This is a genomic window from Azospirillum sp. Marseille-Q6669 (assembly GCF_965111635.1).
Window position 1 is genome coordinate 1,613,661 of the sequence record NZ_CBCOOP010000001.1, and the last position, 21,802, is coordinate 1,635,462.

Annotated in this window: 19 protein-coding genes; 6 read left to right on the forward strand and 13 right to left on the reverse strand. The window is 69.8% G+C overall.

Going from position 1 to position 21,802, the window contains the following annotated elements:
- Positions 1-6: 6 nt before the first annotated feature.
- Positions 7-1,866, reverse strand: a complete 1,860-nt coding sequence (locus ACWPXE_RS07110; RefSeq protein ID WP_454017243.1) for an ABCB family ABC transporter ATP-binding protein/permease — start codon at positions 1,864-1,866, stop codon at positions 7-9.
- 244 nt (positions 1,867-2,110) lie between these two features.
- On the opposite strand from ACWPXE_RS07110, the gene ACWPXE_RS07115 reads away from it, so the two are divergent.
- Positions 2,111-4,186 (forward strand): methyl-accepting chemotaxis protein, encoded by a 2,076-nt coding sequence (locus tag ACWPXE_RS07115; RefSeq protein WP_454017244.1) that lies wholly within the window; start codon positions 2,111-2,113, stop codon positions 4,184-4,186.
- Between the two features lie 22 nt (positions 4,187-4,208).
- On the opposite strand, the gene ACWPXE_RS07120 is transcribed toward ACWPXE_RS07115, so the two are convergent.
- The 3 genes from ACWPXE_RS07120 to ACWPXE_RS07130 form a co-directional block, all read right to left on the reverse strand.
- On the reverse strand, positions 4,209-4,670 hold the full coding sequence (locus ACWPXE_RS07120) for an SH3 domain-containing protein (RefSeq protein ID WP_454017245.1): 462 nt from the start codon (positions 4,668-4,670) through the stop codon (positions 4,209-4,211).
- 134 nt (positions 4,671-4,804) lie between these two features.
- On the reverse strand, positions 4,805-5,143 hold the full coding sequence (locus ACWPXE_RS07125) for an AzlD domain-containing protein (protein ID WP_199230075.1): 339 nt from the start codon (positions 5,141-5,143) through the stop codon (positions 4,805-4,807).
- Complete coding sequence (locus tag ACWPXE_RS07130; RefSeq protein ID WP_454017246.1) at positions 5,140-5,868, reverse strand: AzlC family ABC transporter permease; 729 nt, start codon at positions 5,866-5,868, stop codon at positions 5,140-5,142. The genes ACWPXE_RS07125 and ACWPXE_RS07130 overlap by 4 nt, the downstream gene beginning before the upstream one ends.
- 225 nt (positions 5,869-6,093) lie before the next feature.
- Here ACWPXE_RS07130 and ACWPXE_RS07135 point away from each other — a divergent pair, with 225 nt between their 5' ends.
- Entirely contained in the window at positions 6,094-6,981 is an 888-nt protein-coding gene (locus tag ACWPXE_RS07135) for a phytanoyl-CoA dioxygenase family protein (protein WP_454017247.1), read from the forward strand.
- 70 nt (positions 6,982-7,051) lie between these two features.
- The gene (gene trhA, locus ACWPXE_RS07140) at positions 7,052-7,711 is read left to right on the forward strand and encodes a PAQR family membrane homeostasis protein TrhA (RefSeq protein WP_454017248.1); all 660 of its coding nucleotides are present in this window, start codon (positions 7,052-7,054) and stop codon (positions 7,709-7,711) included.
- A 52-nt stretch (positions 7,712-7,763) separates the two neighbouring features.
- Here trhA and clpB read toward each other — a convergent pair whose 3' ends face one another.
- Complete coding sequence (clpB, locus tag ACWPXE_RS07145; RefSeq protein ID WP_040133859.1) at positions 7,764-10,394, reverse strand: ATP-dependent chaperone ClpB; 2,631 nt, start codon at positions 10,392-10,394, stop codon at positions 7,764-7,766.
- Between the two features lie 239 nt (positions 10,395-10,633).
- Between clpB and ACWPXE_RS07150 the strand changes: the two genes are divergently transcribed.
- Both ACWPXE_RS07150 and ACWPXE_RS07155 read left to right on the forward strand, forming a co-directional pair.
- Complete coding sequence (locus ACWPXE_RS07150) at positions 10,634-11,176, forward strand: NUDIX domain-containing protein (RefSeq protein ID WP_454017249.1); 543 nt, start codon at positions 10,634-10,636, stop codon at positions 11,174-11,176.
- 57 nt (positions 11,177-11,233) lie between these two features.
- Positions 11,234-12,028 (forward strand): MOSC domain-containing protein, encoded by a 795-nt coding sequence (locus tag ACWPXE_RS07155; RefSeq protein WP_145689220.1) that lies wholly within the window; start codon positions 11,234-11,236, stop codon positions 12,026-12,028.
- A gap of 95 nt (positions 12,029-12,123) precedes the next feature.
- Here ACWPXE_RS07155 and ACWPXE_RS07160 read toward each other — a convergent pair whose 3' ends face one another.
- Together ACWPXE_RS07160 and prmC are read right to left on the reverse strand one after the other, a co-directional pair.
- Positions 12,124-12,564: a DUF4167 domain-containing protein gene (locus tag ACWPXE_RS07160; RefSeq protein ID WP_454017250.1), complete on the reverse strand. Its 441-nt coding sequence runs from the start codon at positions 12,562-12,564 to the stop codon at positions 12,124-12,126.
- A 303-nt stretch (positions 12,565-12,867) separates the two neighbouring features.
- The gene (gene prmC, locus ACWPXE_RS07165; protein ID WP_454017251.1) at positions 12,868-13,722 is read right to left on the reverse strand and encodes a peptide chain release factor N(5)-glutamine methyltransferase; all 855 of its coding nucleotides are present in this window, start codon (positions 13,720-13,722) and stop codon (positions 12,868-12,870) included.
- 145 nt (positions 13,723-13,867) lie between these two features.
- Between prmC and ACWPXE_RS07170 the strand changes: the two genes are divergently transcribed.
- Positions 13,868-14,227, forward strand: a complete 360-nt coding sequence (locus ACWPXE_RS07170; protein ID WP_174452800.1) for an endonuclease domain-containing protein — start codon at positions 13,868-13,870, stop codon at positions 14,225-14,227.
- Positions 14,228-14,237: 10 nt separating this feature from the next.
- On the opposite strand, the gene prfA is transcribed toward ACWPXE_RS07170, so the two are convergent.
- The 6 genes from prfA to ptsP all read right to left on the reverse strand — a co-directional run bounded on the left by prfA (position 14,238) and on the right by ptsP (position 21,802).
- On the reverse strand, positions 14,238-15,311 hold the full coding sequence (gene prfA / locus ACWPXE_RS07175; protein WP_454017252.1) for a peptide chain release factor 1: 1,074 nt from the start codon (positions 15,309-15,311) through the stop codon (positions 14,238-14,240).
- Positions 15,286-16,599, reverse strand: coding sequence for a glutamyl-tRNA reductase (gene hemA / locus ACWPXE_RS07180; RefSeq protein ID WP_454017253.1), 1,314 nt, complete (start codon positions 16,597-16,599; stop codon positions 15,286-15,288). The genes prfA and hemA overlap by 26 nt, the downstream gene beginning before the upstream one ends.
- A 114-nt stretch (positions 16,600-16,713) precedes the next feature.
- Positions 16,714-17,838 carry a flavodoxin-dependent (E)-4-hydroxy-3-methylbut-2-enyl-diphosphate synthase gene (ispG, locus tag ACWPXE_RS07185; protein ID WP_454017254.1) on the reverse strand — a complete coding sequence of 375 codons (1,125 nt, stop codon included), beginning with the start codon at positions 17,836-17,838 and terminating at the stop codon, positions 16,714-16,716.
- Positions 17,839-17,957: 119 nt separating this feature from the next.
- Positions 17,958-18,188: a DUF4115 domain-containing protein gene (locus ACWPXE_RS07190; RefSeq protein WP_454017255.1), complete on the reverse strand. Its 231-nt coding sequence runs from the start codon at positions 18,186-18,188 to the stop codon at positions 17,958-17,960.
- Positions 18,189-18,198: 10 nt separating this feature from the next.
- Entirely contained in the window at positions 18,199-19,284 is a 1,086-nt protein-coding gene (locus tag ACWPXE_RS07195; protein WP_454017256.1) for a helix-turn-helix domain-containing protein, read from the reverse strand.
- 217 nt (positions 19,285-19,501) lie between these two features.
- Complete coding sequence (gene ptsP, locus ACWPXE_RS07200) at positions 19,502-21,802, reverse strand: phosphoenolpyruvate--protein phosphotransferase (RefSeq protein WP_454017257.1); 2,301 nt, start codon at positions 21,800-21,802, stop codon at positions 19,502-19,504.

Below are 21,802 nucleotides of genomic sequence, written 5' to 3' on the forward strand. Positions count from 1 at the left end.
ATGAGGTTAAGTGGGGGCGAGGACTTCCGGAACCGGTTCCGGCCCCTGGGAGGATTCCTGTTGCCGCGCCCACAATGCGGCATAGGCGCCGCCGCGCGACAGCAGTTCCATGTGGCGTCCCCGTTCGATCACACGCCCGGCCTCCATCACCAGGATCTCGTCGGCGTCGATCACGGTGGACAGGCGGTGGGCGATCACCAGCGTGGTCCGGCCCCGGCTGACCTCGCGCAGGTTTGCCTGGATCTCCCGCTCGGTGTGGGTGTCGAGCGCCGAGGTCGCCTCGTCGAACAGCAGGATCGCCGGATTCTTCAGAATGGTACGAGCGATGGCGACGCGCTGCTTCTCGCCGCCGGACAGCTTCAGCCCGCGTTCCCCCACCGTGGTCTCGTAGCCGTCGGGCAGTGCCATGATGAAGTTGTGGATGTGGGCCAGCCGGGCCGCCTGCTCGACCTCCGCCGGGCTGGCGCCGGGGCGGCCGTAGGCGATGTTGTAATAGACCGTGTCGTTGAACAGCACCGTGTCCTGCGGGACGATGCCGATGGCGCCGCGCAGCGATTGCTGGGTCACCTCCCGGATGTCCTGCCCGTCGATCAGGATGCCGCCGCCCGACACGTCGTAGAAGCGGAACAGCAGCCGCCCGATGGTCGACTTGCCCGCCCCGGACGGGCCGACGATGGCCACCGTCCGCCCGGCGGGCACGGTGAAGCTCACCCCTTTGAGGATCGGCCGCCGCGGGTCGTAGCCGAACTCCACCCCGTCGAAGCGCAGCTCGCCCCCCGTGATGGCCAGCGCCGGGGCGCCGGGCCGGTCGGCCACCTCACGGTCCACCGACAGCAGCGTCACCATCGATTCCACGTCGATCAGCGCCTGCTTGATCTCGCGGTAGACCACCCCGAAGAAGTTCAGCGGCTGGTAGAGCTGGAGCAGGTAGGTGTTGACCAGCACGAAGTCGCCCAGCGTCATCGTGCCGTTGACGATGCCGCGCGCCGCCATGCCCATGACCACGGCCAGACCCAGCGAGATGATCGCCGACTGGCCGATGTTCAGCAGCGACAGGCTGCGCTGGCTTTTCACCGCCGCCTGCTCGTAGGAGGCCAACGCCTGGTCGTAGCGCCGGGCCTCGTGCCCCTCGTTGCCGAAATACTTGACGGTCTCGTAATTCAGCAGGCTGTCCACCGCCTTGGTGTTGGCCTTGTTGTCGGTCTCGTTCATGGCGCGGCGGAACTGGATGCGCCATTCCGACACGAAGAAGGTGTAGGCGATGTAGCTTCCCACCGTGGCGAAGGTCGCCAGCGCGAACCAGCCGTCGAACATCCGCCACAGGATCACGCAGACCAGCGTGATCTCCACCAGCGTCGGCACGATGGAGAACAGGGCGTAGCGCAGCAGCGTCTCGATGGCACGGGTGCCGCGCTCCAGCGAGCGGGTCAGGCCGCCGGTCTGCCGCTCCAGATGGAAGCGCAGCGACAGGGCGTGCAGATGTTGGAAGACCGACAGGGCGACCTTGCGGATGGTGCGCTGGGCGACGTTGGCGAACACCGCATCGCGCAGTTCCGCGAAGACCAGCGACATCACCCGCGCCAGACCATAGGCAACGATCAGCCCCAGCGGGATCGTCACCAGCGCCCCGGCGTCGCCCGGCGACAGGGCGTCGACCGCCCGCTTGTAGAAGAGCGGCACCCAGACGTTCGCCACCTTGGCGCCGACCAGCAGGACCAGCGCCACTACCACGCGCAGCTTCGTCTCGAAGGAATCATGCGGCCACAGATAGGGGACGAGCGAGCGCAGCGCCGCCATGTCGCCGGTGCTGGACGCGGCCTCCGCATAGGACGGGGCCGGGCTGGGGTTGCTGGTGCGGCGGCGCATGGAAGGGTCCGGGAAAGGGGTCGGTTGCCAAAAGCGGCTGCCCTAACCTAGGGCCACATGCGCCGCCAACCAAGGAAGACGGGCCGTGCGCCGGCTGCATGGCGGTCCGTCGGAGGGTTTCCACACGGCTTACGGGAATCGATCTCCGAAAAATTGCACGCGGACGAATGGATAAAACCGTATTAGACTTATTGTCTATCTCCGTTGGCGAGGGCTGCGGAGCGATTGCCGCATAGGGCCGAACGTGCTGAAAAATCTCTCCCTGACCGCCAAACTGTCCCTGCTGAACGTGCTGGGGCTGTTCATCCTGGCCATCGTGCTGACTCTGGCCTCCAGCCAGGTGCTGAGCGACCGCAGCGCCGCCTCCGCGCAGGAGCAGCGGGAGCGCAGCATGGCGCTGGCCCACATGCTGCTGAAGCAGAACGGCGCCGACTACAGCCTGCGCGACGGCGCGCTTTACGTCGGATCGGTGCGGGTCGACGGCGACACCCGCATGGTCGACCAGATCCGCGAGCTGACCGGCGGTGCGGCCACGGTGTTCCGCGGCGACACCCGCGTCGCCACCACCGTGCAGAACCCCGACGGCAGCCGGGCCAACGGCACGAAGCTGGGCGCCGGGCCGGTCTTCGACAGCGTCATCACGCAGCGCAAGCCCTACCGCGGCGAGGCCGACATCCTGGGCGAGCGCTATTTCACCTCCTACGACCCGCTGCTCGACGCCTCCGGCTCGGTGGTCGGCGTGCTGTTCGTCGGGCTGAAGCGGGCCGACGTGATGAGGGTGGTGGACGAGGTGGAGCGCACCATCCTGGTGGTGGCGCCGCTGGTCACGCTGGCCTTCGGTCTGGTCAGCTTCTTCCTGGTCCGCCGCCAGATGGGCGCGGTGCGGGCGATGAGCGCGACCATGCACGACTTGGCCGCCGACAAGCTGGACGTCGCCGTTCCCGGCCTCGACCGCGGCGACGAGATCGGGCAGATGGCCCAGGCGGTGCAGGTGTTCAAGGACAACGCCATCCAGAAGAAGGCGATGGACGAGGCCGAGCGCGAGCGTCTGGAGGCCGAGCGCCGCGCCGACGAGGCGCAGCGCGCCCGCGAGACGGCGATCGGCGAGGAGATCGCCGCGCTGATCGACGGCGTGTCGAAGGGCGACCTGTCGCGCCGACTCGATCTGACCGGCAAGGACGGCTTCTATCGGACGATGTCGGCGGGCATCAACCGCCTGACCGACACGGTGGAGGCGGTCATCGCCGACCTCGGCACGGTGCTCAGCGCGCTCGCCCAGGGCGACCTCAACAAGCGGGTGCAGCGCGACTACGAGGGGGCTTTCCAGACGCTGAAGACCGACGTCAACGCCACCTCCGCCAAGCTGTCGGAGATCGTCGGCCAGATCACCCAGGCGGCGGACACCATCGCCTCGGCGGCGGGCGAGGTCTCCATCGGCTCCTCCGACTTGGCGGAGCGGACGGAGCAGCAGGCCTCCTCGCTGGAGGAGACGGCGGCGAGCATGGAGGAGCTGGGGGCGACCGTGCGCTCCAACGCCGACAACGCCCAGCGCGCCAACGGCATGGCCGCCGACGCCCGCACCGCCGCGGAGTCAGGTGGGACGGTGGCGGGCTCGGCCATCGACGCGATGAAGCGCATCGAGGCGTCGAGCCGTAAGATCACCGACATCATCGGGGTGATCGACGAGATCGCCTTCCAGACCAACCTGCTGGCCCTGAACGCGGCGGTCGAGGCGGCACGGGCCGGCGACGCGGGCCGCGGCTTCGCCGTGGTGGCGCAGGAGGTGCGCAACCTCGCCCAGCGCTCCGCCCAGGCGTCCAAGGAGATCAAGGGCCTGATCCTCGACAGCGACAGCCAAGTGAAGGACGGGGTGGAGCTGGTCAAGAAGGCCGGCGACGCGCTGGAGGGCATCGTGTCGGGCGTCCAGCAGGTCGCCGGGCTGATCGCCGAGATGGCCTCGGCCTCCTCCGAGCAGGCGGCGGCGCTCGACGAGATCAACGCCACCGTCTCGCAGATGGACGAGATGACCCAGAAGAACGCAGCCCTCGTCGAGGAAACCACCGCGGCGGCGCAGGCGATGGCCGGTCAGGCCAACGACCTGAAGGGGCTGATCGGCTTCTTCAAGCTGGACCCGCGGGCCGTGCCGGTCGCGGTTGCGGCCACCGCTGCGGCGCCGCGGCACGTCGCACCGGTACGTCCGGCCCCTCCGGCGTCCCGCCCGTCCCGCGCCGCGGCCAAGCCGGCGGCTCGTGCGGCGGCCCATTCGGGCGCCGCGCTCAAGCGCAACGTCAGCGAGGACGACGACTGGAAGGAGTTCTGAGGGGCAAGCCGTACCCCCCGCCTCAATTCGCGATCGGCGTTGCCTCGATCTTGCGGCGCGGCGCGGCCTTGATCGAGGGGCCGGCGTTGTCCTCCGGCTTGGCGACGGTGGTCGTCGTGCCGCGGGCGGCCTGGACGGGCGCGCTGCCGCGCAGGCGCAGCAGATGCATCCGCACATAGGCGGTCGACCCCACCGCCTGCACCGCCACCCAGTCGGTGCCGCGGGCGCGGCCCAGAACCTTCAAAGGCTGGCCGGGCGGGAAGGTGGCGACGATGGGCGCGCCGTTGCTCGGCTGCGACCGCAGCGCGGTGGTCTTGTCTGTTTCCCACTCGCCGGAAACGGTGTCGAGTCCGGCCGGGGAGGCGCTGGCGGTCCCTTGCACCACGGGCGCGCGGTTGGTCCGCTCGCCCGTCTGGCAGGCGGTCAGCATCACCGCGCAGATCACGGCGAGGGAGACGGGAACGAGGCGCAGGCGTCTGGTCATCACGGACTCTGTCGGGTAGCCCTTTCGATCGGGCGACCATACAGGATGCGCCCCCACCCGCGCCACCGCGCCGCGGCAGAACGGCTATGCACTGTTTGTGGCAGGAAAGTGGCGCCGGCCCTTACACCCAACGCCTAGGCGAGGACGCCCAGCTGCCAGGCGAAGAAGACGCCCAGCGCCACGGCGATGGTAAGGAGCTGCTTGCCCGTCACCACGCAGGCCAGGACGGCGGCCAGCGCGCCGACCAGCTGAGGGTTCCTCCAGGTCAGCTCCAGCCCCTCGCCGTTCGGCGACAGGATCATCGGCACGATGATGGCGGTCAGCACCGTCACCGGGACGAAGCCCAGCGCCTGTTTCAGCAGCGGCGGGAAGACCACCCGGTCGCCCAGCACGAACAGCGCCGCCTTCACGAAGACGGTGACCGCCGCCATGCCCAGGATCATGACGGTGTTGGTCAGGACGGTCCCGGTCATGCCGCTTCCTCCTCCCGCCGTCCGGCCTCCAGCCCGCCGGAGCGCCAGCGTTGCAGGGCCATCCCCACGGAGACGCCGGCCACCACGGCGGCCATCAGCCCCAGCTTGTAGGGCACGTCCTGCCCCAGATAGGCCACGGCGCCCGCCGCCACCGCCGCCGCGAAGTTGGGCAGGCTGGCGAGCTGCGGCACGACAATGGCGATGAAGGTCGCGACCATCGCGAAGTCGAGCCCCAGCGACTGGAGCTGCGGAAAGGCCGCGCCGAACAGCAGGCCGACCAGGGTCCAGAACTGCCAGTTCGCGTACATCGACAGGCAGGAGCCCAGGAAGTACCAATGCCCGAGCGGCGCGCGCGGGTGCCGGGCGTAATAGCCGGCCATCACCGCGAAGGTCTCGTCCGTCAGGAAGAAACCCAGCGTCCAGCGCCAGCGCGCCGGCAGATGGGCGACGTGCGGCAGCAGCGTGGCGGCGTAGAGGGCGTGGCGCAGGTTCACGATCAGGGTGGTCAGCCAGATCACTGCCAGCCCGGCGTGCCCGGCCACCAGCCCCAGCGCGATGAACTGGCTGGACCCCGCATAGACCGACAGGGACATCAGCTGCCCCTGCCACGCCGCCAGCGGCCCGGCGGCCACCAGCGTGCCGAAGATCACCCCGAAGGGCGCCGCGCCGATGACCATCGGCAGGGTGTCGCGGGCGCCGGCGGCAAAGCTGGATCGTCTGGTCATGATCGCTCTGATGCGTCTTCTTGAACCGTTCCTTGGAACAGCGTCGGGTTGCGGACCATAGCGCTGCGACCAGCGCCCCGCCCGCCTTTTATTGTCCGGGAGACAAGTCCATCCACCCCACCCCGCGCAAAATGCCGCATGCGAACGAGTGATGAAAATTTCCCGTATTCAGGGTACTTCTTCGGACTTCTCGCACCCACCGTACCTGCTGGGGAGCCCGTTCGCGTGAAGGTACCGTTCAACAACAAGGCCCGTTGGATCGACGACGTCATCTGGCATCAAATCCCGCGCCTGAAGATCGAGCCGCGGCGCAAGTTCGCCGCGTCGCTGGTCGCGCCCTTCCGGCCCCGCACGCCCGGCTTCACGCCGTCCGAACAGGCGCTGAGCCTCAAAACCCAGTTGGAGACGCGCGGCTACACCGACGCCTTCCGCCTGATGACCGACGAGCAGGTCGCGGCGATGCGGCGCTATTTCGAGGAACAGCCCTGCTTCGACGGCGGCCACCGGCAGTATGGCTCCTTCACCATCGACAAAGTGCCGTCACCGGACATCCAGATGGCCCGCTATGTGGAGGAACAGTTCCTGGCCGCGCCCCACCTGCTGGACACCATCAACCACCCGCTCGTCCTGGAGGTCGCGGAGGCGTTCCACGGCTGCAAGCCGACCATCGACGGCATGTCGGTGTGGTGGTCGCTGGCCCGGCCCAACCCGCGGATCAGCACCCAGAACTACCACCGGGACTACAACCAGGTCCGTCATTTCAAGATGTTCCTCTACCTGACGGACACCGACATGGGCGGCGGGCCGCACATCTACGTCCCGGCTTCCCAGCACGGGCAGGAGCTTCTGGAGCGGCGCAATCATTCCGACGCCGAGGTCGAGGCGGTCTATGGCGCGTCGGCGCCCGTCGCGCTGACTGGGCGGGCGGGCGACTGCTTCCTGGCCGACAACATCGGGATGCACAAGGCTCTCCAGCCGACGCACAGCGACCGGCTGATCGTCGTCACCGAATACACGCTGCTGCGCAACCGCTTCGGCCCGCTCCAGCCGGTCCTGCCGAATCCGGAGCGTCGTTACGACCCCTACATCAACCGGGTCTATCTGCGGAGTTAACGATTCCGATGGGGCTGGTGTGCCGGGGGGAGGGCTTTCCATCCGCCCGCCTTTCCGGCAGGCTGGTCCCATGAAACCCGATTCCTGCTTCGAGTTTCCCGTCCACACGGCGGGGGAACGTGCGGCGGACGCGGTCATCCACGCCATCGGCGTGATCGCCGGCCTGATCGGCGCGTCCTGGCTGCTGGTCGTGACGGCGGGCCATGCCTCCGCGACCGAGATGGTGTCGCTGGTCGCCTATGGCGCCGGGCTGGTCGGCATGCTGAGCGCGTCGGCCGCCTACAACATGTCCCCGCCGGGCCGGCGCAAGGCGGTGCTGCGGCGGGTCGATCACGCGATGATCTATGTGATGATCGCCGGCAGCTACACCCCCTTCACCCTGAACCGGCTGGACGGCGCCGCGGGAATCCCGCTGGGCGTCGCGGTGTGGGTGGTGGCGCTGGGCGGGGTGGCGCTGAAGCTGTTCGCCTCCTGGCGGTACGAACGGCTGGGCTTCGTGCTCTATCTCGGGCTCGGCTGGGCCATCCTGTCGGTGGCCGAACCGCTGTGGCGGTCGCTGTCGCCGACGACGCTGCTTCTGCTGGCGGTCGGCGGGGTGGTCTACACGGTGGGAGCCTTCATCCACACGCTGGACCGCCTGCCCTACAACATCCCGGTCTGGCACGCGCTGGTCGTGGTGGCGGCCTCGTGCCACTTCGCCGCGGTGGCGCGGGAATTCGTGGTGACGTGACGAACGAGGGGCCTCGCGAAAGGCCCCCCGCCTGCATCATCAATGCACACCCTCAATGAACGGTGGTCACCGGCTGCGTCGCCGCGCTGCGCACCTGGGCGGAGACGGGCAGGCCGTTGATGGTCAGCTCGCCGCCTTCCGCCCCCACCTTGACCGTCTGGCCGTCGGCGACGCGGCCCTCCAGGATCATGGTGGCCAGCGGGTTCTGAAGCTCCCGCTGGATCACCCGCTTCAGCGGCCGCGCCCCATAGACCGGGTCGTAGCCGGCCTCGGCCAGCCACTGCGTCGCCGCCTCGTCCACCTCCAGCGTGATGTCGCGGTCAGCCAGCATGCGGACCAGCCGGCCGAGCTGGATCGTGACGATCCCGCCCATGTGGCTGCGGTCCAGGCGGTGGAACAGCAGGATCTCGTCCAGCCGGTTCAGGAACTCCGGCCGGAAGTGGGCGCGCACCACCTCCATCACCTCGTCGCGCACGGCGCCGCTGTCCTGGCCTTCCGGCTGGGCCGCCAGCACCTCGGAGCCGAGGTTCGAGGTCATGATGATGACCACGTTGCGGAAATCCACCGTCCGCCCCTGCCCGTCGGTCAGGCGCCCATCGTCGAGCACCTGGAGCAGCACGTTGAAGACGTCGGGATGGGCCTTCTCGACCTCGTCGAACAGCACGACCTGATAGGGCCGGCGGCGCACCGCCTCGGTCAGAGCCCCGCCCTCCTCATAGCCGACATAGCCCGGAGGCGCGCCGATCATGCGGGCGACGGAATGCTTCTCCATGTATTCCGACATGTCGAGCCGGACCATCGCCGTCTCGTCGTCGAACAGGAACTCGGCCAGCGCCTTGGTCAGCTCGGTCTTGCCGACGCCGGTGGGCCCGAGGAACAGGAAGGAGCCGATCGGCCGGTTGGGGTCCTGCAGGCCGGCGCGGGCGCGGCGGACGGCGTTGGACACCGCCACGATGGCCTCGTCCTGGCCGATCACGCGGGTCTTCAGGCGGGTTTCCATCGCCAGCAGCTTCTCCCGCTCGCCGGCCAGCATCTTGTCCACCGGCACGCCGGTCCAGCGGCTGACCACGGCGGCGATGTCGCTGTCGCGCACCTCCTCGTTCAGCATGCGGTTGGCGGCGTGGGCCTCCGCCTCCTTCAAACGCTTCTCCAGGTCGGGGATGACGCCGTAGGCCAGCTCGCCGGCCCGGCCCCAGTTGCCGTCGCGCTGGGCCTGCTCCAGCTCGGTGCGGGCCTTCTCCAGGTCCTCCTTGATCTTCTGGGCACCCTGGAGCTGGTCCTTCTCGGCCTGCCACTTGGCGGTCAGCTCGGCGGATTCCTGCTCCAGGTCGGCCAGTTCGCCTTCCAGGTTGGCGAGCCGGGCGCGCGAGGCGTCGTCGGACTCGCGCTTCAGCGCCTCCCGCTCGATCTTGAGCTGGATGATCCGGCGGTCCAGCTCGTCGATGTTCTCCGGCTTGCTGTCCACAGCCATGCGCAGGCGGCTCGCCGCCTCGTCGATCAGGTCGATGGCCTTGTCGGGCAGGAAGCGGTCGGTGATGTAGCGGTTCGACAGGGTCGCCGCCGACACGATGGCCGCGTCGGTGATGCGCACGCCGTGGTGCACCTCGTAGCGCTCCTTCAGGCCGCGCAGGATGGAGATGGTGTCCTCCACCGTCGGCTCCGGCACGAAGACTGGCTGGAAGCGCCGGGCCAGCGCTGCGTCCTTCTCGATGTGCTTGCGGTACTCGTCCAGCGTGGTCGCGCCGACGCAGTGCAACTCGCCGCGCGCCAGCGCCGGCTTCAGCATGTTGGAGGCGTCCATGGCGCCGTCCGCCTTGCCGGCGCCGACCAGCGTGTGCAGTTCGTCAATGAAGACGATGATCTCGCCCGCCGCCGCCTGGATCTCCTGGAGCACGGCCTTCAGCCGCTCCTCGAACTCGCCGCGGTACTTGGCGCCGGCCACCATGCCGGCGAGGTCGAGCGACAGCAGCTTCTTGTTCTTCAGCCCTTCCGGCACGTCGCCCTTGACGATGCGCTGGGCGAGGCCCTCGACGATGGCGGTCTTGCCAACGCCCGGCTCGCCGATCAGGACGGGGTTGTTCTTGGTGCGGCGGGCCAGCACCTGGATGGTGCGGCGGATTTCCTCGTCGCGCCCGATGACGGGGTCGAGCTTGCCTTCGCGCGCCGACTCGGTCAGGTCGCGGGCGTATTTCTTCAGCGCGTCATAGCCCTGCTCGGCGCTGGCGGTGTCGGCGGTGCGGCCCTTGCGCACCTCGTTGATCGCGGTGTTCAGCGCCTGCGGGGTGACGCCCGCGCGCTTCAGAACCGCGGCGGACGGCGTGCCGTCGGCCATGGCGAGCGCCAGCAGGATGCGCTCCGCCGTGACGTAGCTGTCGCCGGCCTTTTTGGCGACCGTCTCGGCCTGCTCGAACACGCGGGACAGTTCCGGCGTCAGATACACCTGCCCGGCGCCGGCGCCTTCCACCTTGGGCTGTTTGTCCAGCTCAGCGTCCACGCCCGACAGCGCCAGGGCGGGGTCGCCGCCGGCCGCACGGATCAGGTTGGCGGCCAAGCCCTCCTTGTCGTCCAGAAGGGTCTTCAACAGATGTTCCGGCGTCAGCCGCTGGTGGCCGCGCCGCAGGGCCAGGGTCTGCGCCGCCTGCACGAAGCCACGGCTGCGCTCGGTGTATTTCTCGAAGTCCATGATGTGCTCCCTTCATCGCCGACCGTCCGCGAGGCAGCCCGGTCAGTCCGATCCACGTTACCAGTGCGATCCGCAAGGATGCATGCGTCGCCGTAGATGTGGGAGAGGCCCGTCCGTATGCAAGACCCCCCGGTACGCGTGGTTATTGCTTTTGTCGGACCCGCGCCGAAAGGGTGGCTTTCCGCGGCCCGCCGGAAAGGGCTAGGGTTTTTGCGCCAATGCCACGGACTCCCGCCTTCATGACGGCCACGCCCACCAGCACTCCGCGCGACCCTTCGCCCAAGGCCCTGCGGCCCGCCCTGACCACCCCCCTGATGCGGCTGGCTTGGCACGGCCGCAACATGTGGCATTGGGTGGCGCGCCCGCTGACCATGGGGGTGCGGGGGATCATCCTGGACGACTCGGACCCTGGGGGCGGCACGGCCTCGGTCCTGCTGATCCGCCACAGCTACGTCGGCGGCTGGCATTTTCCGGGCGGCGGAGTCGGAAAAGGGGAGTCCCTGGTGGAGGCCATGCGCCGCGAGGTGCGGGAGGAGGTCGGGTTGATCGTGGAGAGCGGCCCGCAGCCCTTCGGCGTCTACGCCCGCTTCCGGCACGGGGCGAGCGACCATGTGGCGGTCTTCGTCGCGCGCGGATGGTCGGGAACACTCCAGGCCGACGGGGTGGAGATCCTGGAGGCGCGCTTCTTCCCGCTGGACCGGTTGCCGGAGGACACCTCCCCCGCGACGCGGCGGCGAATCGCCGAGTTCCAGGGTCAGGAGCCTTTGGCCGAGCGCTGGTGACGGTTTTCGATTGCGACGGTTGACAGAAGCGAACCGGTCCCACCATTGTGCGATGCAATGCCCGCGACCGTCGCCGCCATACGCCGCTACCCCGTGAAGGGGCTGAGCGGCCAGGATCTTCCCGCCGTTGACCTCGTCACCGGCCAACCCATCCCCTTTGACCGGCGCTTCGGCCTGCTGCACGGCCCGGCGGCCCTGACCCCGGATGTCGAGGGCTGGCGCCCGAACGAGGATTTCTTCACGCTCGACCGGAACGAGAAGCTGGCGCTGCTCGATTCCGAGTTCGACGAGGCCACCCAGTCGCTGATCATCCGGCGCGGCGGCAAGCAGGTGTCGCGCGGGCGTCTGGACCAGCCGATGGGCCGGATGCTGGTGGAGCAGTTCTTCGCCGCCTATCTGGCCGGCGCCGCTCCCGGCCTGCCCAAGCTGGCCGAGGCCAGGAACCCGGCGCAGGGCGGCGGTTTTTCCTTCACCGACCGGGAGGAGGCCGCGGTCTCCATCCTCAACCTCGCCAGCGTGCGCGATCTGGAGGAGCGGGTGGCCAAGCAGCCGGTCGATCCGCGGCGCTTCCGCGCCAACCTGATGATCGACGGGCTGGAGCCGTGGGTGGAGCGTCAGTGGATCGGCGCCCTGCTGACCGTTGGCGAGGTCACCCTGCGCATCTGCGACCACAAGGATTGCCGGCCCTCCAGCGAGGTCAACCCGGCGACCGGCGCCCGCGACCTCAACACGCTCCCCATTCTAGAGCGCGGCTACGACCACACGCAGTGCGGTGTCTATGCCCGGGTGGTGCATGGGGGCCGGATCGCGGTGGGCGACCCGGTGGCGCTGGCCGACGACCTGCCGGCTTGAAAACGCGTCGGACCTGAAACTCACCAGACCGGAAACCAGCCAGTCCTGAAACCGGAACTCTCCGGCCTCAGGACTGACGGTCATCAAACGAACGGTCAGGCGCTCAGCGGGGTGCGCTCGTCGGCGACGCTGTCGGACTCGTCGCCCATCTCGCCGCCATCCTCGTCCTCTGCCGAACCGCCCATGCTGGGCTGCGGGCCGAGGCCCGCGGCGCCGACATTGCCGCGCTGCCGGTTCTCGGATTCCTGGATCTGGTTGATGATGCGGAAATAGTGCTCCGCATGCTGAAGGTAGTTTTCCGCCTGGACGCGGTCGCCGGACGAGGAGGCGTCGCGGGCCAACGCCAGATACTTTTCATGGACCTGCCACGCGTTGCCGCGGATGCGCACGTCCGGACCATTGCTGTCGAAGGTCTGGTGACGCAGCGGAACGTTCTGCCGGCGGTTGCCACCCCCACCCCCGCCGCCGCCACCTCCGCCACCACCGCCGCCGTTGCCACGACCGCGCGAGCGCCCGGAGTTCGGTCCCTGTCTCATTTTGCCCTTATGGCCCCATGTAAGAGAAGTGCAATCCCGCAAACGCCCTGGCTGACCATCCGGTCGCCGGGCCCGCCGCGGAACCAACCGCGGATGGGTCGCAGGGATCAAATCGACGCGCCCAACCGATCAACCGGTCTGCCGGTCTGCCGGTCTGCCTTCTCGGACGTCCGCCCAACCGCGCGGGGTTTCCGGAGGCCATGGGTACGCCCTGGGATGATCGTCCCCGGGCCATCGTCGTCCTTGCACCCTACTGGGGACCGCGCGTCAATCCAACCTTTTTTTTGGGGGGATGGGGCGAAATCACGCGCTCTTGCACCCCAGGACGCAGCGTTCCACGCCGCCCAGGTCGCGGAAGACGCCCGCCGGCTCCAGCCTGGCGCCGGCCAGCAACCCCGCCACGTCCGCCGCCTGGCCTTGCCCGACCTCCAGCCCGGCCAGACCGCCCGGCTGAAGCAGATCGGGCAACTGCGCGGCGAGGATCCGGTAGGCGTCCAGCCCGTCCGCTCCGCCGTCCAGCGCGCGCAGCGGGTCGTGCTCCCGCACCTCCGGATCGAGCGCGGCAATGTCGGCACTGGGGATGTAGGGCGGGTTGGAGACGACGACGTCGAACCGCTCGTCCAGCCCGGCGCCCCAGTTGCCGGTCTGGAAGCACGCCCGCTCCGCCAGCCCGTTGCGCGCCGCGTTTTCCGTGGCGGCGGCCACCGCGCCGGGGCTGAGGTCGACGCCGAGGCCGCTGGCGTTGGGCAGCTCCGCCAGCAGGGCCAGCAGGATGCAGCCGGTCCCGGTGCCTAGATCGAGCAGCCGCAGCGGTGCGCTCCGGTCCGGCAGGGCCTTCAGCACCGCTTCCACCAGCGTCTCGGTGTCGGGCCGCGGCTCCAGCGTGTCGGGGTTGAGGGCGAGCTCGATCGTCCAGAACTCGCGATGGCCGAGGATGCGCCCCACCGGTTCCCGCGCCGCCCGCCGCTCGACCAGGGCGAGGAGGCGCGCGGCGTCCGGTTCGGGCACGGGGTCGTTGGCCCGGGTGAACAGGTCGTGGCGGGTGAGGCCCAGCGCGTGCTCGACGAGCAGGCGCGCGTCGAGGTCGGGGGTGTCCACTCCGGCCTCGCGCAGGCGGGCCTCGGCGGTGCGGCGGAGTTGGTGAAGCGTGATGGTCATGAATTGCCCCCACCCTCCCCATGCTCTGCATGGGTCCCCCCCCTCCCCGCTGCGCAGGGGAGGGACAAGAATGCGACGTCCTGTTCCCTCCCCTGCGCAGCGGGGGAGGGTTAGGGTGGGGGCCCGTGTTGCCACACAAGCGCCTATGCGGAACTCCAAGCTGAAATACCGCGCTCGTGACCTGCGCACTCAGCCCACCGACGCCGAACGAGCGCTTTGGCGCCAATTGCGCAGTGAGCAGCTCAGCGGATGGAAGTTTCGCCGTCAGCACCCCATTCCCCCCTACATCGCTGATTTCGCCTGCATCCAGGCAAAGCTGGTTGTCGAAGTCGACGGCAGCCAGCACGCCGACTCCGCCTACGACTCCACGCGGGACGAGCATCTGCGGCATCACGGCTGGCGGGTCCTGCGTTTCTGGAACAACGATGTCCTGAACAACCCGGAGGGCGTGGCGGCGACGATCCTCGCCGCCATCGGCGGGCCGAAACTCCCGGAGGAAGATTGACGAAACCGCCCTATTGCAGTTCCGACAACCGCGCCGCCTCGTCCTCGGCCGTCAGCGCGTCGATCAGCTCGTCCAAGGCCTCGCCGGCCATCACCTTCTCGATCTTGTAGAGCGTCAGGTTGATGCGGTGGTCGGTCACCCGGCCCTGCGGGAAGTTGTAGGTGCGGATGCGCTCCGACCGGTCGCCGGAGCCCACCTGACTCTTGCGGTCGGCGGCGCGAACCTTGTCCTTCTCGGCGCGCTCCCGCTCGTAGAGGCGGGCGCGCAGCACCTTCAGGGCCTTGGCCTTGTTCTTGTGCTGGCTCTTCTCGTCCTGCTGGCTGACCACGAGGCCGGTCGGCAGGTGGGTGATGCGCACCGCGCTGTCCGTCGTGTTCACCGACTGCCCGCCGGGACCGCTGGAGCGGAACACGTCGATGCGCAGGTCCTTCTCGTCGATGTGGATGTCCACCTCCTCCGCCTCGGGCAGCACCGCGACGGTGGCGGCGGAGGTGTGGATGCGCCCCTGCGTCTCGGTCGCCGGAACCCGCTGCACGCGGTGGACGCCCGATTCGAACTTCAGCCGGGCGAAAACGTTGCGGCCGGTGATGTTGGCGATGGCCTCCTTGTAGCCGCCGATGCCGGTCTCGCTGACCTCCATCGTCTCGAAGCGCCAGCCTTGGAGCCCGGCGTAGCGGCGGTACATCTCGAACAGCTCGGCGGCGAACAGGGCCGCCTCGTCGCCGCCGGTGCCGGCGCGCACTTCCAGGATGGCGTTCTTCTCGTCCGCCTCGTCCTTGGGCAGCAGGGAAATCTGCACCCGGCGCTCCAGGGCGGGGATGCGGCGGGTGAGATCGCCGAACTCCTCCTCGGCCAGCGCCTTCATGTCGGCGTCGCCCGCCGCGTCGGCGATCATGCCGGCGAGGTCGGCGGCCTCCGCCTTCGCCTTCTTCAACTCCGCGATGGCCTCGGCCACCGGGGTCAGGTCGGCGTATTCCTTCGACAGCCGGGCGAAGTCCGCCGGGTCCACCGTCCCCGCCGCCATCGCGTCCCGCAGCTCGTCATGGCGGGCCACGACCCTATTGAACTTCTCGTCCAGGCTCACGTCGCTCGTCCTTATCCAAATCGCTCCCGGCGGGCTCGTCCAACCGGAACAGCCGGAACAGCAGCCGTTCCGCCGCCGCCCGCTCCGCCAGCCCGGCCCCGTCCGGGTCCGCCGCCATGGCGCGCAGCACCTCCGACGGGCCGTGCAGCAGCCGGTTGACCAGAAGCCGCGTCGCCGACGCCGCGTCCAGCCCCCGCTGCTCATCCAGCAGGCGCCGCCGCTCCGTCTCGAAATGCGTCCGCAGCGCCGCCACGGCGGGCACCGCGGCGCGCTCGGCCCGGTGGCGGGCGAAGGCCGCCAGGGCGTCGTCCACGATGGTCCAGGCCGCCTGGGTCGCCGCCTCGCGCCCCACCCGCCCCTGCAACGCCACGCGCTCCAGATCGGCGAGGTCGTAGACGAAGGCCTCGTCCAGCCCGGCGACGTCCGGATCGACGTCGGCGGGGATCGCCGCGTCCACCACGAACACCGGGCGCCGGCGGCGGCGCTTCAACGCCGCCCCCAACTGCTGTGCGGAGAGGATATAGCGCCCCAGACCCGCCGCGGTCACCACGATATCCGCGCTGGTCAGCGCCGAATCGAGATCGGCCCAGGGCGCGAAGTGGCTGTCCATCCGCCGCGCCGCCGCTTCGGCCCGGCGATCCACCGGGGCGGCGACGATCAGCCGGCCCAGCCCAGCCTCGCGCAGCCCCTCCAGCACCAGGGCGCCCATGTCGCCCAGCCCCATCAGCAGGCCGGTGCAGCGCCTCAGGTCGCCGTGCAGGTCGCGCGCCACCTGGACCGCCGCGGCGACCAGCGAGGTGGCCCCCTCGGCGATGGGCGTCTCCCGGCGCACCCGCTTGGCAGCACCATAGGCGGCCTGGAGAAGCCCCTCCAGCTCCGGCCCGGACAGGCCGGCGGCGGCGGCGTGGCGGTGGGCGGCCTTGACTTGCCCCAGGATGTGCGGCTCACCAATGATCTGGCTGTCGAGCGAGCAGGCGACGGCGAAGACGTGCCGCACCGCCGCCGCACCGGTCAGGGTGTAGAGCTGCCCGGCGAGGTCGGCCTCGCCCAGCCCCACCCGCTCCGCCATGATCCCGGCGATGGTGAGAGCGGCCTCGTTCGGGCGCTCGTGCACCGCCTGGACCTCGACCCGGTCGCAGGTGCTGAGCCACATGGCCTGGGTGATGCCGGCGGCGCTCAGCCGCTCCAGCATCGCCGGGACCTCCGCCTCCTCCGTCGTCAGACGGTCGCGGATCGCGCCGGAGCAGGACCGATGGCTGGCGCCGATGACGAAGTAGGAAGCGGTCACTCTGACTCTGGCCCAGGCCGCGGCACGGCCCACAAGAATGTTAGGATTGCCGCGGATTTAAGCACGGATGGCACGGGGCGTCCTCAGTTCAATTGTCCGCCCGCGCCGGTTCCGTCACTCGGCGGCCGGTTCCGCCGCCTTGGCCGCCTCGATCTCGGCGGCCTTCTTCTCGACCAGCCCGACGAGGTGGTCAACGATGTTCTGGTCCTTCAGCCGGTGGTCGGTGACGCCGGACAGATAGACCTGATGGGTGTTGTTGCCGCCGCCGGTCAGGCCGATGTCGGTCTCGCGCGCCTCGCCGGGGCCGTTGACCACGCAGCCGATGACCGACAGGGTCAGCGGCGTGGTGATGTGGGCCAGCCGCGCCTCCAGCGTCTCCACCGTCTTGATGACGTTGAAGTTCTGCCGCGCGCAGCTCGGGCAGGAGATGACCGTGACGCCGCGCCGCCGCAGGCCCAGCGACTTCAGCATCTCGTAGCCGACCTGGACCTCCTCCGCCGGCTCGGCCGACAGGGAGACGCGGATGGTGTCGCCGATGCCCGACCACAGCAGCATGCCCAGCCCGATGGACGACTTCACCGTCCCGGCGCGCAGGCCGCCGGCCTCGGTGATGCCGATGTGCAGCGGATAGTCGCAGGCCTCGGCCAAGCCCTGGTAGGCGGCGACGGCCAGGAACACGTCGGACGCCTTCACCGAGATCTTGAACTCGGTGAAGTCATGGTCCTCCAGGATCTTGGCGTGGTTGAGGGCGCTCTCGACCAGCGCCTCGGGGCAGGGTTCGCCGTACTTCTCCAGCAGGTCCTGCTCCAGCGAGCCGGCGTTGACGCCGATGCGCATGGAGCAGCCGTAGTCCTTGGCCGCCTTCACCACCTCGCGCACCCGCTCCGCCGAGCCGATGTTGCCGGGGTTGATGCGCAGGCAGGCCGCCCCACTCTGCGCCGCCTCGATGGCGCGCTTGTAGTGGAAATGGATGTCCGCGACGATCGGCACCGACACCTGCGGCACGATCTGCTTCAGCGCCAGCGCCGATTCCTGGTCGGGGCAGGAGACGCGCACGATGTCGGCGCCCACCCGCTCCGCCGCCTGGATCTGCGCCACCGTCGCCGCCACGTCGGCGGTCGGCGTGTTGGTCATCGTCTGCACCGAGATCGGCGCATCGCCGCCGACAAGCACGTTGCCCACCCGGATCTGGCGGGACTTGCGGCGAAGGATCTGGCGGTAGGCGCGCACGCTGCTCATGGGCTGTGGCCTCGGGGCATGGATCGGGTCCGGCGCGGTCTTATAGCGCAGCCGGCGTTACGCCTGAAGTGCGGTCCGCCGCGCCGGATTCAAGGGAAAAAGCCGTGGGTAGCCCGTCCTCAATGGGCGGGGGCCGCGCCGCGCAGGGTCGGGGCGTGCTGGTCCAGCGACACGTCGCGCAGCACCTGCCCGACCGCGCCCATCGGCGCGCCGTCCACCCCGTCGGTGACCACGACCAGCCCGCCGGCGTTGCCGGTGCGGACACGGATGCCCGAGCGGTCGGGCACGCGATAGACGTCGCCCGGCTTCAGCACGCGGGTGAAGATGATCTCGCCACTGTTGTCGCGCACCTGAATCCAGCTATCCTGCGTGGCGCGGAGCTGGATGCGCGAGGCCGCGTTCTGCGTGCCGTAGACCTTCGACGGCAGCGCCCCGTCCGCCGGAGGCGCCGCGGGGGCCGCGGGCGGCAGGCTGGCGATGGCCGGGGCGGCGGGGGTGAGCGGGGTCGGCTCCTGCGTGGCGCCCTCGGACTCGTCGTCCTCGGCCGGGGGCGGCGGGACGTTCACCATGGCCGAGGACCCAGCGGTCGAAGGGGCGGCCGGAGCGGGAGCCGGGGCCGCCGTGGGAGCGCTCGGCTTGGCGGGAGCGGCCGGCGCCGGCTGGGCGACCACCGCCGCAGGCGGGGCCGGGCTTCGCCGGAGCCGAAGAGGCTGGAGCCGGGGCGGTCGGGGCCGGAGCGGCGGGAACCGGAACCACCGGAGCGGGAGCCGTCGGAGCAGGCACCGCCGTGGACGCTCCACCAGCCGCCGGCGGGGCGGACACCGGCGGAACCGCCGGGGCGGGCGGAGCCTCCGCCATCACGGTCGGGACGGACGCCGGGGCGGCGGGCGTTTCGGCGGGAGCCGGCACCGACGCGGGTTGGCCGCCACCATTCTGGCTGGCGCTGAAGGGCAGCGTGTCGAGCAGCGAGACCAGCCGGTCGGGCAGGGTCGGGACCAAATCGACCATCGAGCGGTCGGTCGCCGAAAGATAGTACCAGCCGCCGTAGACGATGCCCGCCAGCACCATCGTGCCGAGCAGGACGGTGCCGCCGGGGATGCGGCCTTCCGGCACCGGAGTCGGGAAATAGAGCTGCTGACTGCGCGTGCGGCCCGCCGCCTCGTCCTTGTAGCGGGTGAGGATGGTGTCCGGGTCGAGCCCCAGGCATTCCGCGTAGGAGCGCAGGAAGCCGGCGGCGTAGGTGGTGCCCGGCAGATCCTCGAACCGGCCCGCCTCGATGGCCTGCAGGTAGGGGTAGCGGATGCGCAGCATCGTCGCAACCTCGCGCAGGTCGTAGCCGAGGCTCTCGCGCGTTTCGCGCAGGGTATCGGACACGCTGGGGCCGGTCTGCGCCGCGCCGTCCTGCGCGGAGTCGTAGGAGCCGAAAACCTTGCGCTTGGCCATCATCTCAACCGTACCGTCGCCTCGGATGACTTATGGTCGCAGTCCCGGCATGGGTACGCCAGCCGCGGCGTCGGCGCAACCGGGAACGACCTTGATCCTGCCCTCTTGTATACGCCCTTCGTCCAAACCGCTGTAACAAAACACCGTCACGGCACAGCACAGCGCCGGATATGGCTCCAGGGTGGAGGAAGCGACCTTGGGCGCAAGCTTGGGCGGGGCCTCAGATGATGACGCCGTGGTCCTTGGCGAAGCTGCGCAGCTTGTCGCGCAGGCTGTGGTCACCGCGCAGATAGAGCCCGTTCATGTACTGGCGCAGCGCCGCCACGTCGAGCGAGCGCAGCATCGTCTTCACCGGCCCGACCGAGGGCGGCGACATCGACAGGGTGCGGAAGCCGATGCCGATCAGCGCCATGGCGTCCAGCGGCCGGCCGGCCATCTCGCCGCAGATGCTGACCGGGACACCGGCGTCGCCGCAGCACTCGACCAGCCGCCGCAGCAGGCTCATCATGGCCGGCGACAGCGGGTCGTAGCGGCCGGAGGTGCGCGGGTTGCCGCGGTCGCTGGCGAAGATGTACTGGGTCAGGTCGTTGGAGCCGACCGACAGGAAATCCACCCGCGGCAGCAGGGCCGGCAACTGCCAGAGCAGCGCCGGCACCTCGATCATCGTGCCGACGCGCACACGGCTGGGCGGCTCGCCGCCCTGAACCTTCAGCCGATTGATCTCCAGATCGAGCAGGCGGCGGGCGGCGTCGAACTCCGCCACCTCGGCGATCATCGGGAACATCACCGACAGCGGACGCCCGGCCGACGCCCGCAGCAGGGCGCGCAGCTGCTGACGCAGCAGCGACGGGTGGTCCAGCCCGATGCGGATGGCCCGCCAGCCGAGCGCCGGATTCTCCTCCCCCTCGCTGGCCGCGATGTAGGGCAGCATCTTGTCGCCGCCGACGTCGAGCGTGCGGAAGACCACCGGCTTGTCATCGGTCTGGTCGAGGATGCGCGCATAGAGGTCGGTCTGCGCGTGGACGTCCGGGTAGGTGGAGCGCACCATGAAGGGGATTTCGGTGCGGTAGAGGCCGATCCCCTCCGCCCCGCTGGCCTTCAGGTGCGGCAGGTCGATCAGCAGGCCGCAGTTCAGTTGGATGGAAATCGGCACGCCATCCCGGGTGACCGAGGGCAGCGCACGGATCGCCTCGTACATCTGCTCCTTGCGGGCGCGCAGGGCCACGGCCTCCGCGAAGGCCATCTGGATGTCTTCCGCCGGGCGCACGAAGGCCTGCCCGTGGTCGCCGTCGACGATCACCGGGTCCAGCGGCTCGATCCGGTTCAGCGCATCGGGCGCCTGCACCACCGGGATGTTCAGCGCGCGGGCCACGATGCAGACGTGGCTGGACGGCGAGCCTTCCTCCAGGATCACGCCGCGCAGGCGGCGCTGGTCGTAGTCGAGAAGCTCCGCCGGCCCCATGGACCGCGCAACCAGGACGATGTCCTCCGGCAGCGTGCCGCCGTCGGCCTCCGACTTGCGCCCGGCGAGGTGCTGGAGCAACCGGTTGGTCAGGTCCTCCAGATCGAGCAGCCGCTCGCGGATGTAGGGGTCGGTCAGGTGGCTCATGCGGGCGCGGGTGTCGTTCTGCACCTGCTGCACCGCCCCTTCCGCCGTCAGACCCATGCGGATCGCCTCGCGGATGCGCGACAGCCACCCGCGGTCCTCCGCGAACATGCGGTAGGTTTCCAGGATGTCCTTGGGCTCGCTCAGCCCCGCCAGCGCCGCCGCGTTCAGCAGGTCGTCGATGGCGCTGTGCATGGTGGCGATGGCCGCGTTCAGCCGCGCCAGCTCGCTCTCCGCGTCCTCGGACACCATCTGGCGGATGGTCAGCTGCGGGCGGTGGATCACCGCCAGCCCCATCGCCAGACCGCTGGCCAGCGACGTGCCCGACAGGCGGGCCGGCAGCAGCGCCGGATCGCCGGTGGAGGCGACCTCCTGCGGGTTGACCAGCTCGCCCTGGGCGACCAGCTCGGCCACCACCATGGCGATGGTCTGGAGCGTCTCGACCTCGACCTCGGTGTAGCGGCGGCGGTCCTTGTGCTGGATGACCAGGACGCCGCGGACCTTGCCGCCGCGCAGGATCGGCACGCCGGCCAGCGACAGGAACGGGTCCTCCCCCGTTTCCGGGCGGTACGCGAAGCTGGGGTGCGACGGCGCGTTGTCCAGCGCGATGGGCCGCGCGTGGCCGGCGATGTCGCCGACGATGCCCTCGCCCACGCGCAGGCGGGTGTTGTGCACGGCGTCCTGGTTCAGGCCGAGCGTGGAGAACAGCTCCAGCACCTCGCCCGCCCGCATGACGTAGCAGGAGCAGACGTCCGCCCCCATCTCCATGCCGATCAGGGTGACGATCTTGTCAAGCCGCTCCTGGCCCGAGCCGGAGCCCGCCATGACGTCGCGCAGCCGCGCCAGCAGGCGGCGCGAGGCGGCGCCGTCGAAGCCCGGCGAGGCGGAGGGGATGTCGCCCACGACGCCATTCAT

Coding starts and splice junctions, on each gene's coding strand:
- ACWPXE_RS07110 (WP_454017243.1), bottom strand. CDS start 1,866: ATGCGCCGCCGCACCAGCAACCCCAGCCCGGCCCCGTCCTATGCGGAG.
- ACWPXE_RS07120 (WP_454017245.1), bottom strand. CDS start 4,670: ATGACCAGACGCCTGCGCCTCGTTCCCGTCTCCCTCGCCGTGATCTGC.
- ACWPXE_RS07125 (WP_199230075.1), bottom strand. CDS start 5,143: ATGACCGGGACCGTCCTGACCAACACCGTCATGATCCTGGGCATGGCG.
- ACWPXE_RS07130 (WP_454017246.1), bottom strand. CDS start 5,868: ATGACCAGACGATCCAGCTTTGCCGCCGGCGCCCGCGACACCCTGCCG.
- trhA (WP_454017248.1), top strand. CDS start 7,052: ATGAAACCCGATTCCTGCTTCGAGTTTCCCGTCCACACGGCGGGGGAA.
- clpB (WP_040133859.1), bottom strand. CDS start 10,394: ATGGACTTCGAGAAATACACCGAGCGCAGCCGTGGCTTCGTGCAGGCG.
- ACWPXE_RS07150 (WP_454017249.1), top strand. CDS start 10,634: ATGACGGCCACGCCCACCAGCACTCCGCGCGACCCTTCGCCCAAGGCC.
- ACWPXE_RS07155 (WP_145689220.1), top strand. CDS start 11,234: ATGCCCGCGACCGTCGCCGCCATACGCCGCTACCCCGTGAAGGGGCTG.
- ACWPXE_RS07160 (WP_454017250.1), bottom strand. CDS start 12,564: ATGAGACAGGGACCGAACTCCGGGCGCTCGCGCGGTCGTGGCAACGGC.
- prmC (WP_454017251.1), bottom strand. CDS start 13,722: ATGACCATCACGCTTCACCAACTCCGCCGCACCGCCGAGGCCCGCCTG.
- ACWPXE_RS07170 (WP_174452800.1), top strand. CDS start 13,868: ATGCGGAACTCCAAGCTGAAATACCGCGCTCGTGACCTGCGCACTCAG.
- ispG (WP_454017254.1), bottom strand. CDS start 17,838: ATGAGCAGCGTGCGCGCCTACCGCCAGATCCTTCGCCGCAAGTCCCGC.
- ACWPXE_RS07195 (WP_454017256.1), bottom strand. CDS start 19,284: ATGATGGCCAAGCGCAAGGTTTTCGGCTCCTACGACTCCGCGCAGGAC.
- ptsP (WP_454017257.1), bottom strand. CDS start 21,802: ATGAATGGCGTCGTGGGCGACATCCCCTCCGCCTCGCCGGGCTTCGAC.